We start from the raw sequence: 12618 nt of genomic DNA on the forward strand, positions 1-12618 counted from the left end.
CGTGGCTGCCCCCGGCATTCCCGAAGACCAGGCAGCAGGCAAAACACCTGCCCCGAAGCGGTCGCTCATCATGCGCTACGCCGCGCGTTCCGACGTCGGCCGCGTGCGGGCCAAAAATGACGACTCCGCCTATGCGGGGCGGCACCTTGCCGTCGTCGCGGACGGCATGGGGGGCCATGCCGGCGGTGACGTCGCATCCGCAGCCACCGTGCTGGACATGATCCACCTCGATCACGATCACTACGACGGCGATGCCGGCACGGTCCTCGCCGACGAGATCCAGACGGCCAACTCGCTGCTGTCCGAACTCGTCCACATCAATCCGAAGCTTGCCGGCATGGGAACCACGGTTACGGCGCTGCTGCTGGCCGAGGGCAAGCTTCATTTCGCCCACATCGGCGATTCCCGTGCCTACCGCTTGCGCAAGGGCGAATTCGAACAGGTCAGCGTCGACCACACGTTTGTCCAGCGCCTCATCGACGAGGGGCGGCTGCGGCCTGAAGAGGCGGAAACGCATCCGCACAAAAACGTCCTGATGCGCGTCCTGGGCGACGTTGACGCGAGCCCGGAACTTGACCTCGCCACTCTCGACGTCCAGCCGGGTGAACGTTGGCTGCTGTGTTCCGACGGCCTGAACTACGTCGCCGGGCATGTCGTGGAACGCACGGTGCGCGAAACCAAGGATCTGCGCGAATGCGCCGAACGGCTCATTGACCTCACGCTCGAGGCCGGCTCGCCAGACAACGTCACGGTGGTGATGGTGGATATCGCCGAACAGACGCCGGACGATGTGCGGACCGCCGCCGTCGAAATTGTCCCGACGCCGATCGCTACGGCCGCCGTCGCCGCGACAGTTGCCGCCGCTGCCGGGCCGCACAGCGGGAGCACCTACGGCGCCGGTCTCGCGGGATCGCAGCAGAAGGACGACGCCGGTACTTCCGGGGACAGTGCGAAGCCCACCGACACCGAGAAGCCCGCCCTCCCTGCCAAGGATGGCGCAGCCGGGGCTCCCGCGGCCGGCGGCAGCGGCGCGGCCCCGGACAAGAAGGAACCAGAGCCCGCAACCGACCCACATCTCGGCGAGCACCTCTCGGCCGAAGTGCTCCGGGAGGAGCTCTCCACCCGTCCCCACGAGCTGGTCGGCGCTGCCGCGACAGCCGCTGAATACGGGTCCATCCCCTCCATTGCCGGGCGCTCCGTGGCCCGCCGGGCAGCGACAGTCCTGACCCACAAGTCAGAGCAGGCCCGCGAGGACGCCGAGGAGTACAAGCCGGCGGCCCGGCCCCGGCGCTGGCTGACCATCTCCATCGCAGCGGCCATCGTCGCGGTCCTGACTGTCGGTCTCTGGCTCGGCTACGCGTGGACCCAGACCCGCTACTACATCGGCGAGCACGATCAGCACGTCGCCATCTTCAACGGGGTCTCCCAGCGCCTGGGGCCCATCCAGCTGTCCACCCTCGAAACGGTGACCGAAATCCGGATGTCAGACCTGCCCGAATACTCCCAGCAGCGCGTGCGCCAGACGGTGCCCGCACGGGACCTCTACGATGCCCAGCGGATCGTGAAGAACCTGGAGCGCACCGGCACCACGGCCCCGGCGGACGAATGCCTCACGCCCTCCCCGCCGGCAACGGCCAGTCCCCCGGCGTCCCCACCGGGCGCCGCGGCGCCCACACCCGGCCCCGGGCCCAGCGACACGGCCCAGCCGTCTGCCACACCCCCGCAGACAGCTCCTATATGTGAGGGGGGCAAATGACACAGATCGACTCGACGCCCAAGCCACGCCGAAACGTGGAACTGGTGCTGCTTATCCTCGCCCTTGCCGTGGGCATCGGAGCCAACGCCCTCGTCGGCGTGGACCGGGAAAAGGCATTCGACACGGACTTCTGGTTCCAGTCCGGCCTTCTGACGGCGGCGGCGCTGGCTTTCCACCTCGTGGTGCGCATCCGCGCAAAATATGCTGATCCAGTAATACTTCCGCTGGTCGTAGCCCTGAACGGACTGGGCCTGGCCATGATCCACCGCCTGGACCGGGTGGGCGAAGATACAGGCAACAACCAGTTGCGCTGGACGCTCGTGGCCATGGCTGTGGCCATAGCGGTCATCTGGTTGCTCAAGGACCACCGGATCCTCCGCCGTTTCACCTACATCTCACTCGCCGTGAGCGCAGTCTTGCTGATCCTGCCCCTGGTTCCCGGCATCTCCGCCGGTGAGATCCTTGGCGCCAAGGTGTGGATCAAGCTCGGCCCCATGACGTTCCAGCCCGGTGAGATTGCCAAGATCACGCTGGCCATATTCTTCGCCGGGTACCTTTCCTCGAACCGGGACCTTATCCTCCTGGCCGGACGTAAGGTGGGGCCGCTGCAGTTCCCGCGGGTCAAGGACATGGGCCCCATGATCGCGGCCTGGCTCGTGTCCATCGGCGTGCTGATCTTCCAGCGGGACCTGGGTACCTCCATCCTGTTCTTCGGCCTCTTCCTCGTCATGATCTATGTGGCGACGAGCCGCATCAGCTGGGTGATCATCGGCGTCGTACTCATCTCCGCCGGCGGCTACGTCGCCGCGCAGGTCTTCTCCCACGTGGCACTCCGGATCGACGGCTGGCTCAATGCCTTCACCGATGAGGTCTACGGCAGGGAATTCGGCAGCAGCCTGCAGATCGTCGAAGGACTGTTTGGCATGGCCAACGGCGGGCTCGTGGGCACCGGCCTCGGGCAGGGCCGCCCCAACCTGGTCCCCTTCGCGAACAGCGACATGATCATTGCCTCCTTCGGGGAGGAACTCGGACTGATCGGGCTCTTCGCCATCGTCCTGATGTACCTGCTGTTGTTCACCCGGGGCTTCCGCGCCGCGCTCGGCACCCGGGATGCGTTCGGCAAGCTGCTCGCCTGCGGCCTTTCCTTCGCCATCGCGCTGCAGTGCTTCGTGGTGATCGGTGGCGTCACCCGGCTCATCCCGCTCACCGGCCTCACCACCCCCTTCCTCGCCGCAGGCGGCTCCTCGCTGCTGGCCAACTGGATCATCGTCGGCCTGCTGCTGATGATTTCGCACACGGCACGGAGCCCGGTGGACACCACACCGCTGCCGCCCGGACAGGTCCCCGGCGCCCGGAAAGACGTACCCGCAATGCCCTCGAAGCCGGCCTCCGCCCCCGGCGTCCGTACCAGTCCCGACGCACCCACCGAGGCGGTGAAACAGCTATGAACCAGGCCATTCGCAATTCGTGGATAGCAGCCATCGCGATGTTCGCGCTGATCTTCGGCGCGCTCAGCTACGTGCAGGTGGTTGGCGCCGACGAGCTCAAAGACAATCCCTGGAACAAGCGCACCCTCCTGCAGAACTACTGCAACGACCGCGGCGCCATCATCGTCGGCGGCAGCCCGGTGGCAGAATCTGTGGCCGCCGCAGAGAGCTGCAGCTTCCAGCGCACCTACACCCAGCCGGAGCCATACGCCGGGATCACCGGCTATTTCTCCAGGAGCTTCGGCGTGACCGGACTGGAGAAGGCGATGAACAAGGAGCTCGAGGGCAGCTCGGACCAGCAGTTCCTGGACCGGATCGGCCAGCTCTTCCTGGGCAACCAGCCCAAGGGCGCCTCGGTGGAACTGACGCTCGACCCCAAGATCCAGAAGCTCGCCTACGACCTCATCCCGGATGGCCAGCGCGGCTCGATCGTGGTGACCAACCCGAAGACCGGAGCCATCCTGGCCATGGTGTCCAAGCCTTCCTACGACCCCAATCTGATCGCCACCCAGGATCCGGCGGCCGAGGCCGCCAACTTCGCCGAGCTGAACAAGGTCCCCGGGATCAACCTGAACCAGAACGTCAGCGGACCCACCGGCGCAGCGCTGGCGCCAGGCTCTGTCTTCAAGCTGATAGACACCGCCGCTGCCCTCAACTCGGGAAAATACAACAAGGACAGCATCCTGCCCAACCCGGCGGAGATGACCTTCCCCGGCATCCAGTACAAACTGCCGAACTACGCGGGCGGAAACTGCTACACCCGCGACACGGCGTCGTTCGCGTTCGCCCTTCAGCAGTCCTGCAACACGCCGTTCGCCAAGATCGCCATCGATCTGGGGCAGAAGGCGATTGCGGACCAGGCGGAGAAGTTCGGCTTCGGGCAGGACTTTGGCGACCAGCTGAAGCTGGACTACGCCCCGAGTGTCTTCCCGAGAGAGCCGCTGGACGACGCGTCGCTGGCGCAGTCGGCGATCGGCCAGCGCGACGTGCGCGCCACCCCGCTCCAGATCAACACGATGACGGCCGCGATCGCCAACGGCGGAGTGCAGATGCAGCCGAACCTGATCAAGGCCGTACGCTCGCCGGACTTGCGGCCGATCAGCGAGCCGAAACCCCAGGCCCTGCGGACCTCCACCACGCCGGAGATCTCACGGCAGATCACCGAGTGGATGACCAGCGTCGTCAGCGACGGCATCGCCCGGGGAGCGGCCGTGCCCGGGGTCCAGGTGGCCGGCAAGACCGGTACCGCCGAACTCGGCACCGGCCTGAACAACTCATGGTTTACCGGGTTTGCCCCGGCGAATGACCCGCAAGTGGCTGTCACCATCGTCATGCAAGACGTGGACATCACCACCGGCGCAAAGCTAACCAGTCCGAACGCGAAGAAGATTTTTGAGGCGGTGTTGAATAAGTGAGGCCTACATCAGGAATCACCCTCGGCGGCAGATTCCAGCTGACCACGCGTATTGCGATCGGTGGCATGGGAGAAGTCTGGAAAGCCAAAGACCTGATCCTTGGCCGCATCATCGCCATCAAGGTGCTCAAAGAGGAGTACACCGGCGATCCGGGCTTCCTCCAGCGGTTCCGCGCCGAGGCCCGCCACACCGCGCTCCTGAACCACGTAGGCATCGCCAATGTCTTCGACTACGGCGAGGAAGAGGGATCCGCCTACCTCGTGATGGAACTGGTGCCCGGCCAGCCCCTGAGCAGCATCATCGAACACGAGCAGGTGCTCTCCCCGGACCGTACCCTTTCCATGATCGCCCAGACGGCCCGGGCCCTCTCGGTGGCCCATGCCCAGGGCCTGGTGCACCGCGACATCAAGCCCGGCAACCTGCTGATCACTCCCGATGGACGGGTCAAGGTCACCGACTTCGGCATCGCCCGCCTGGCTGACCAGGTTCCGCTGACCCAGACCGGACAGGTGATGGGCACGGCCCAATACCTGGCACCCGAGCAGGCCACCGGCCAGACGGCGACCGGCGCCTCGGACATCTACTCGCTCGGCGTGATCGGCTATGAGTGCCTCACCGGGCACCGCCCTTTCTCCGGCGAATCCCAGATCGCCATCGCGCTGGCGCAGGTCAACGACGCACCGCCGCCCCTGCCCGAGACGCTCCCCAAGCCGGTCCGGGCCCTGCTGATGTCGATGCTGGCCAAAGACCCGAAGAACCGGCCGGCCGACGCGATCAAACTCTCCGCGGCCGCCGAGGCCATCCGCAACGGCGACATCTCCGCGGCCCACGCCGCTGTGCCCGGCATGCTCCTGTTCGAGGCAACTACCGGACCCATCACAGCGCCGGTTGACGTCCCGACTGCGGCGACCGGCGTGATCGGCGCCAGCGCCGCCGAGGACCGGACGACGTCGGCGACCTCCGCGTTGCCGGTGATCGGCGCCGGCGCGGGAGCCGCTGCGGGCCTGGCGGCCGGCGCAGCCGCAGCCAGCGCCTACGGCGCGCGCAACACCCTCTCCCGTGCAGATGCCCTTGCGGCCGAGCGCCAGTGGGTGCAGGAGGACGATGACTACGACGAACCCGTTGATGAACCGCAGCGCCGCGGCCGGAGCCCATGGACGTGGCCGCTGATTGCCCTGATCCTGCTGGTGCTCTTCTCCCTCGTGGGCGTCATCCTTACCCAGGCCGGCATCCTCTTCCCGCCGCAGGCCCCGGCAAACAGCAGCGCCGCTACCACCAGCGCAAGCCCCATCAGCTCGAGTCCCACCACCTCGCCCACGTCCCAGAGTCCAAGCCCCACGAGCAGCCCCGCGACCCCCACCGAGTCCACGCCGGCCGCCATCAACCTCTTTCCGGACGCCTACCTGGGGCGGCCGTTCAACGAGGTCCGCAATGAACTGATCGGGCAGAAGCTGGCCGTCACCGGCGTCGAGGTCTTCAATGACGCGACGCCGGGAACGGTCACCAACATCGACCCCTCCGGGCCGGTCCAGCCGGGCGATACCATCACCGTGAGCTACTCCAAGGGGCCCGAAATGGTCTCGGTCCCCGCGATCCGCTCCGGGGCCTCGGAAGCAGCAGTACAGCAGGCCATCGAGGGAGCCGGCCTCCGCTGGGCCAAGGGTGCCGACGTCGCACCGAGCAACAAGAAAGAGGATCCGCAAACGTTCGTCAGTTCAGAACCTGCCCAGGGCCAGAAGGTGGCATCGGGCTCCCTCGTGACCTACCACCTGGCAGCCGCCAAGGCCACCCCGTCGCCCACCGCTACCAAGGGACCGTAGGACTCCGTGTCTGATTCAACCCGCACACCGTCGCACCGGGAGGACCGCGGCCCCGTGAACACGCAGCGCGTCCTCAGCGGGCGCTACGAGCTGGGTGAGCTGATCGGGCGCGGCGGCATGGCCGACGTGTTCCGCGGAACGGACACCAGGCTGGGGCGCACCGTAGCCGTCAAGTTGCTGCGACCGGACCTCGCTAGGGACCCCCAGTTCCAGGCCCGGTTCAAACGCGAGGCACAGGCCGTGGCCGCGCTGAACCACCCTTCTATCGTTTCCGTCTACGACACCGGGGACCACGCCGTTCCCGGTGACCACGAGGACACCGTCAGGGTGCCCTACATCGTCATGGAGTTCGTTTCAGGAAAGACAATCCGGGACCTCGTCCGGGCCAAGGAAGTCAGCATCGACCAGGCGATCGACTACAGCCTGGGCGTCCTCGCGGCCCTCGATTACAGCCATAAAGCCGGGATCGTCCACCGGGACATCAAGCCGGCCAATGTGATGTTCTGCCCCGATTCCAACAGCATCAAGGTCATGGACTTCGGCATTGCCCGAGCCATGGCAGACTCTTCCGCGACCATGACGCAGACCCAGGCCGTGGTGGGCACAGCCCAGTACCTCTCGCCGGAGCAGGCCCGGGGCGAAACCGTGGACGCCCGCAGCGACCTCTATTCCGCCGGCTGCCTGCTGTACGAAATGCTGACCGGACGGCCGCCGTTCGTCGGGGACAGCCCAGTTTCCGTGGCCTACCAGCATGTCCGGGAAATTCCGGAGCTTGCCAGCAGCCTCAACCCGGAAATCTCCGACGCCCTGGACAGCGTGCTGATGAAGGCCCTGCAGAAGAACCGGGCGGACCGGTTCCAGGATGCCGCCGCTTTCCGCCGTGCCCTCCGCGCGGCGCGCAGCGGGGTGGGAGTTGCCCCGCTGGCGGCCAGTGAGGCCCCTACCGATCCGAACGACACCGTGCCCACGTCGGAGGGCACCCCGACGGCGGTTTTCCCGATGACCGGCGCCAAGTTCCTCGATGACGTGCCCGGCGGCAGACTGCGGCCCACACAGGACATCCCCGGCCCCGACGACGCCCTGACGGCCCAGTCCGCCGTCTCCTATGCAGCTTCGGACACGGGAAGCTTTCCGCTGGTGTTCCCTGCCGAACGCGAACACACCACCGGGCAGAAGTTCCGCCGTCGGACCTGGATCGCCACCCTGCTGGTCCTTACCGCGCTGGTGCTGGCCGGCGGTGGCCTGTGGCTCTATAACGTGATGAACGAGGCACCGCCGGCTGTCGTCAAGGTCGATGTTCCCCCGGTGGCGTCGCTGACGGAATCCGAGGCGCTCCAGAAGCTCTACGACGCGGGCTTCAAGCCCCGGATCAGCCGGGTCCAGCACGAAACAGTCGCCAAGGGCACTGCCATTGGTACCGTCCCGGCGCCGGGCACTTCCCTAGAGCCGAATTCGGAGATCACGCTCAATATCTCCGAGGGGCCCAGCGTCGTCATCATCCCCGCGGACCTGCCCGGCCGGACCGAGGCAGCCGCCCGGGACGTCCTGCGGCAGAAGGGCCTGACCGGCGCGCCGGCCACCATCATGGACAACAGCCCCACCGTGCCGGCCGGCCTCGTCATCACCACCAAACCCGCTCCCGGCCAGCCGGTGGCGGTCGGCAGCGTGGTCGAACTCGTCGTCTCCACCGGCAAGGTCGCGGTGCCCCAGCTCATCGGGATCCCGCGGGCCGAGGCTGAGGCGGCCCTCAAAGCCCTCGGGCTGAGCCTCAGCGTGACCGAGGTCGAGAACTCCCAGGTGGAACCGGGCAAGGTCACGGCGCAGAGTGATGCGGCGAACTCCTTGGTGGAGCCGGGCAAAGTCATCTCCGTCACCGTGGCGAAGGCTCCGACGCCCCCGCCGGAACCCACACCCACCCCCACGCCGACCTCCACGAAGGGTTCCAAGGAAAACGGGATCGCGGCTCTGGGCGGAATCTTCCCGTAGCCCGGCCGGGAGCCGCGTCCGCGGTGGTCAGTGCTTGATGAGCGGGCTCAGCGTGGCAGCCTTCTGGGCCGCGCCTGCCATGCCGAGTGACTCCAGCCAGTTTCCCAGCATCTGGTACCCGCCTTCCGTCAGCACGGACTCCGGATGGAACTGGACGCCGCACAGCGGGGCATCGCGGTGCTGCAGCCCCATGACGACGCCGGTTCCGGTCTCCGCGGTAATCTCCAGCACCTCCGGGATGCTCTCGCGGACCGCTGCCAGGGAATGGTAGCGGGTCGCGGTGAACGGGGACGGGATTCCGGCAAACACACTGGTCCCGTGATGCTCCACTAGGGAGGTCTTGCCGTGCATCAGTTCCGGCGCGTGCGTGACGGTCCCGCCGTAGGCCTCGGCCAGGGCCTGGTGTCCCAGGCACACCCCCAGCATCGGCTTGGTGTGGCTGCCGCACCACCTGATCAGCTCGATGCACACCCCCGCAGCCGCAGGGGTTCCCGGCCCCGGAGAGACGAGGACGCCGTCGCGCGCTTCAGCCATCTCGATCGCCTCTGCGAGGGTGACATCGTCATTGCGGACCACTGTGGTCTCCGCGCCGAGCTCCTGAAGGTAACCGACCAGGGTGTAGACAAAGCTGTCGTAGTTGTCGACGACGAGGATCTTGGTTGTGCTCATGGGTGCCTTGCCGAACCAATCGTTGAATCAGTGAACTGGGTGAATTGTGCCATCCAGGGAAATAGGAACTGAACCATCAATACCAGCCCGCCGGCGGCAAGCACCAACGCGGCGGCAATCCGGAGCCACAGGGGGCCCGGAAGATGACGGAAAATCCATGCGTACAACGGTCAGCCCTCCTGGCTGGCGCGCTGGACCTGGGCTGCGATTTCGGCCGGCGGCCCCGCCGAGGCCGGCTGCCACCGTTCCAGCAGGGCGTAGGCCACGAAGCGTTCCTGCGAACCGAAGCGGGGGTTGCAGCTGGTCATGGTGAGGTAGCTCTCCTTGGGTACTGCTCCAGGCTGCGTCGGGACGGGCAGCAGTACATCCGTGCGGGTGGGCAGGACGATCTCGCTGTTCCGGAACACGTAGATGTAATAGCCGTCCCGGGTCTGGACATAAATCCTGTCGCCGGGTACCAGGGCATCAATGTTGTCCAGCACCGCGCCATGGGTCTGCCGGTGGCCGGCAACCGCAAAATTCCCGGCCGCACCGGGCATCGATGTGCCCTCGTAGTGCCCGATCCCCAGGGTATCCAGCACCGCCGGTCCGGTCCCCTGGATGATGGGCCGGGTGTACCCTGCACTGAACCTGGGGACGTACAAAAGACCGATCGTCGCCCCGACGGCCGGCTCTGCGGAGCTTGCTGCCGGCCCGTAGTCCGCAGAAGGGGCGAACGACGGCGCCGCGCCGGTCGCCGCGCCGGTTCCCGGCGACACTGTGCTGTTCGACTCTCGGGCACCGTTGAACTGCCGGGCAAAGTCCTGGACCGCCTCCCGCTGGTTCGCGTCGGACTCCGCGTTGGTCCACCACAGCTGCCATGCGACGAACAGCAGGAGGATGACGCCGGCGGTGACGAGCAGTTCCCCAAGAACGCCGATGCTGCGGGAGGCAAGGCCAGCGGCGCGGGCAGCCCCGGCGGCGGCCCTGTCCCGAAGCTGCAGCACCGTGGTTTCCCCTCCTGGATGTTCGCGGCGGACACCAGGGTGGCCTGAACTACAGCTAGAATTGGCTGCTAGTAAGAATTCAAACTTGACCAAGAGCGCGTTGACCGCTGGCGTTTTCCTTCTTGCAGGATACCAAGCCGGCGTGCCGCTCCTGTTCCAGCCCGCCAAGGAGGACCCGTGCCCGAGTCGAAGCCGCGAAAAAGGACCGCCAGCGCGCCGCAGCAGTCTTCTGCCGCGCAGGCCAACAAGCCCAACCCGATCTGGTTCAAACCGGTGATGTTCGGCCTGATGATCATCGGCCTGCTGTGGATCATCACCTTCTACATCAGCGAAGCGACCCTGCCGGTCGGAGCGTGGGGCTCGTGGAACATCGTTGCAGGCTTTGGCATCGCCATTGTGGGATTCCTCATGACCACCCGCTGGCGTTCCTGATACTTATGACCCCGGCTGTCACCGGCACCATCATTGGCGACGACGGATTGGCGCGCCCCCCGTGGGCGGCCGTTGACCCGATGCTGCGCGAGTACTACGACACCGAGTGGGGGATCCCGGTGCGTGATGAGCAGGGGCTGTACGAGCGGATCAGCCTTGAGGCATTCCAGGCGGGTCTGTCCTGGGCCACGATCCTGCGGAAACGGCCGGCCTTCCGGGCGGCGTTCCATGACTTCCACCCCGAGACGGTCGCCACGTTCGGACAGGCTGACATTGACCGCCTGATGCTGGACGCCGGCATTGTCCGCAACCGGCTCAAGATCCAGGCCGCGATCACCAACGCCCGGGCCACCCTCGCCCTCCGGGACGAGGGGGGACTGGTCGACTTCGTCTGGCAGTTCCAGCCGGAATCGACGCCGGTGCCCACCGCGCATGAGCAGATCCCCACCACGTCCGCGGAGTCCATTGCGCTGTCCAAGGCGCTGCGGAAGAAGGGCTTCGCCTTCGTCGGTCCCACCACCATGTACGCCCTGATGGAGGCCATTGGCATGGTGGACACCCATCTGCTCGACAGCCACCGGCGCGGCAGCTCGGGCGTCTGGCCGCACTGAGGCAATGCGCACAACTCACGCCTGAGACGTAGTCTCCACGTTCCTGCGCCATGGAGGCGGTGCGCACTACGCTTCTCGGGAGATCTCACGGCGATGTCCCGCCTGAACCACAACGATGACCGGGCACCCGTCGTCGATGCGGTAAAGCACCCGGTAGTCCCCGGTGCATACGCGCCATTCAACTCGACCGCTAAGTTTTTTCGCCCCGGGCGGCCGGGGCGTCTCAGCCAAGAGTTCAACGGCTGCCTGGATCCGGCGGCGGGCCTCGGGCGGGAGTTTGCGTAGCTGCCGGGCCGCTGCCGGCAAGACCTCAAGGCCGTAGCTCACACCAGGCCCAGATCGCGTTTGACATCCTCCCACGGAATCGGAGTCTGCGCGGTTTGTTCTACTTCCTCCCAGGCCGCGTCGACGGCGCGGATGTCGTCCAATTCCTCGGCCGCCTCGCGGAGGCGCTCAAACTCCGCCGCATCGACCAGGGCTGCGACGCGGATGCCGCGTCGGGTCAGGAAATTGGGCTCGTGCGCGCGGTGCGCGTTGTCCACGATGGCCGCCAGGTGGTTTCGTGCCTCAGAAATCGCAATATCACCCATATATACGATTTGACCACTTTGTGAAAAATCGCTCAAGACGTACAAAAAATACAAACACGCCGACAACGACGATGACAGGGGAACCGCCGGGCATAGCACCCTCTGAACTACAGTCATTTGCGTTATTAACATTGTGGATTTGCTGTGGATAAGTCCGGGAAGTGCTGTCCGTCACAGGGTGTACGCTTGCCTCCCTGGCTCGGGCCCCAGGATCCTGCAAAACACAGCCCGCGGCAACGTTATCCACTTAACAACAGGCGAGTACCCACAAGTTATCCACAACTGGGGATAACTTCAACGGTCAGTGCACCGCAGGGGCGATCTCACGGCCCGACACGTGGCCACGAGATACGGACACTCAGAGCATCTAGTTATTAACAGTGTGCATAAAGCTGTTGAAATCCGACAGGACGCTGTGGGTTGCCAGCAAGCCATTCAGGCCAGTCACTGGCCGCCTCCACGAGCGATGCGATCCGGGCCTGTAACCGGAGCCCAAGACACGGAGTTGTCCACTTAACCACAGGGCAACCAACGGGACTTATCCACAATTGTGGAGATCGATGGACAGCCCGGCGGGTAATCGCCAGCTGGCGCGGACAGATCGGTCGCTCCGCGTTGAACTACAGCCATGTAAGTTACCAACAGTGTGGATAACCCCTGTGGACAACTTCCGTGGATAACTTCCGGCCGGCCCCAGGCGCAGGGCTGTTCCGGGCCAGGCGGACCCGAGCGCCCCGCAGAAAAAGGGCGCGGACAAGCCCGGGAGGGGGTGTGGATAAATCACCAGAGGCAAGCGCCCACGCAGGGAGCGCCTGGAGGCAGGGCAGGGAGCCGCACGCAGGGAGTGCGAGGAGGCCGGATGGAAG

The 12618-nt window shown here is 66.0% G+C and carries 11 protein-coding genes; 7 read left to right on the forward strand and 4 right to left on the reverse strand.

The window, feature by feature from the left end; translation table 11 throughout:
• Position 1: 1 nt before the first annotated feature.
• Genes ABIB26_RS01355 through pknB form a run of 5 tightly spaced genes read left to right on the forward strand, consistent with a single transcriptional unit; the run spans position 2 to position 8464 of the window.
• A complete protein-coding gene (locus ABIB26_RS01355; RefSeq protein ID WP_354238864.1) occupies positions 2 to 1756 on the forward strand; it encodes a PP2C family protein-serine/threonine phosphatase in 1755 nt (584 codons plus the stop codon).
• The gene (locus ABIB26_RS01360) at positions 1753 to 3204 is read left to right on the forward strand and encodes an FtsW/RodA/SpoVE family cell cycle protein (protein ID WP_354238866.1); all 1452 of its coding nucleotides are present in this window, start codon (positions 1753 to 1755) and stop codon (positions 3202 to 3204) included. The genes ABIB26_RS01355 and ABIB26_RS01360 overlap by 4 nt, the downstream gene beginning before the upstream one ends.
• Entirely contained in the window at positions 3201 to 4658 is a 1458-nt protein-coding gene (locus ABIB26_RS01365; protein WP_354238867.1) for a peptidoglycan D,D-transpeptidase FtsI family protein, read from the forward strand. The genes ABIB26_RS01360 and ABIB26_RS01365 overlap by 4 nt, the downstream gene beginning before the upstream one ends.
• Positions 4655 to 6478 (forward strand): protein kinase domain-containing protein, encoded by a 1824-nt coding sequence (locus tag ABIB26_RS01370; RefSeq protein ID WP_354238869.1) that lies wholly within the window; start codon positions 4655 to 4657, stop codon positions 6476 to 6478. Before ABIB26_RS01365 ends, ABIB26_RS01370 begins: the two co-directional genes overlap by 4 nt.
• Positions 6479 to 6484: 6 nt before the next feature.
• Positions 6485 to 8464 (forward strand): Stk1 family PASTA domain-containing Ser/Thr kinase, encoded by a 1980-nt coding sequence (gene pknB, locus ABIB26_RS01375; protein ID WP_354238871.1) that lies wholly within the window; start codon positions 6485 to 6487, stop codon positions 8462 to 8464.
• 27 nt (positions 8465 to 8491) lie between these two features.
• Here pknB and ABIB26_RS01380 read toward each other — a convergent pair whose 3' ends face one another.
• Positions 8492 to 9133, reverse strand: coding sequence for an aminodeoxychorismate/anthranilate synthase component II (locus tag ABIB26_RS01380; protein ID WP_354238873.1), 642 nt, complete (start codon positions 9131 to 9133; stop codon positions 8492 to 8494).
• A gap of 170 nt (positions 9134 to 9303) precedes the next feature.
• Positions 9304 to 10119 carry a class E sortase gene (locus ABIB26_RS01385; RefSeq protein ID WP_502913598.1) on the reverse strand — a complete coding sequence of 272 codons (816 nt, stop codon included), beginning with the start codon at positions 10117 to 10119 and terminating at the stop codon, positions 9304 to 9306.
• Between the two features lie 177 nt (positions 10120 to 10296).
• Here ABIB26_RS01385 and ABIB26_RS01390 point away from each other — a divergent pair, with 177 nt between their 5' ends.
• Both ABIB26_RS01390 and ABIB26_RS01395 read left to right on the forward strand, forming a co-directional pair.
• Complete coding sequence (locus ABIB26_RS01390) at positions 10297 to 10551, forward strand: cell division protein CrgA (protein ID WP_354238875.1); 255 nt, start codon at positions 10297 to 10299, stop codon at positions 10549 to 10551.
• 5 nt (positions 10552 to 10556) lie between these two features.
• Positions 10557 to 11162, forward strand: a complete 606-nt coding sequence (locus ABIB26_RS01395; protein WP_354238876.1) for a DNA-3-methyladenine glycosylase I — start codon at positions 10557 to 10559, stop codon at positions 11160 to 11162.
• 66 nt (positions 11163 to 11228) lie between these two features.
• Here the strand turns inward: ABIB26_RS01395 and ABIB26_RS01400 are convergent, their stop codons facing one another.
• Entirely contained in the window at positions 11229 to 11522 is a 294-nt protein-coding gene (locus ABIB26_RS01400) for a type II toxin-antitoxin system RelE family toxin (protein WP_354238878.1), read from the reverse strand.
• The gene (locus ABIB26_RS01405; protein WP_354238880.1) at positions 11486 to 11752 is read right to left on the reverse strand and encodes a type II toxin-antitoxin system Phd/YefM family antitoxin; all 267 of its coding nucleotides are present in this window, start codon (positions 11750 to 11752) and stop codon (positions 11486 to 11488) included. The genes ABIB26_RS01400 and ABIB26_RS01405 overlap by 37 nt, the downstream gene beginning before the upstream one ends.
• Positions 11753 to 12618 lie beyond the last annotated feature (866 nt).

The sequence above is a fragment of the Arthrobacter sp. UYEF20 genome, assembly GCF_040546335.1.
Lineage (GTDB): Bacteria > Actinomycetota > Actinomycetes > Actinomycetales > Micrococcaceae > Arthrobacter.

Bases quoted from the DNA above. Each gene is read 5' to 3' on its own strand.
- ABIB26_RS01365 (WP_354238867.1), top strand. From the start codon at position 3,201: ATGAACCAGGCCATTCGCAATTCGTGGATAGCAGCCATCGCGATGTTC.
- ABIB26_RS01395 (WP_354238876.1), top strand. From the start codon at position 10,557: ATGACCCCGGCTGTCACCGGCACCATCATTGGCGACGACGGATTGGCG.
- ABIB26_RS01380 (WP_354238873.1), bottom strand. From the start codon at position 9,133: ATGAGCACAACCAAGATCCTCGTCGTCGACAACTACGACAGCTTTGTC.
- ABIB26_RS01405 (WP_354238880.1), bottom strand. From the start codon at position 11,752: ATGGGTGATATTGCGATTTCTGAGGCACGAAACCACCTGGCGGCCATC.
- ABIB26_RS01360 (WP_354238866.1), top strand. From the start codon at position 1,753: ATGACACAGATCGACTCGACGCCCAAGCCACGCCGAAACGTGGAACTG.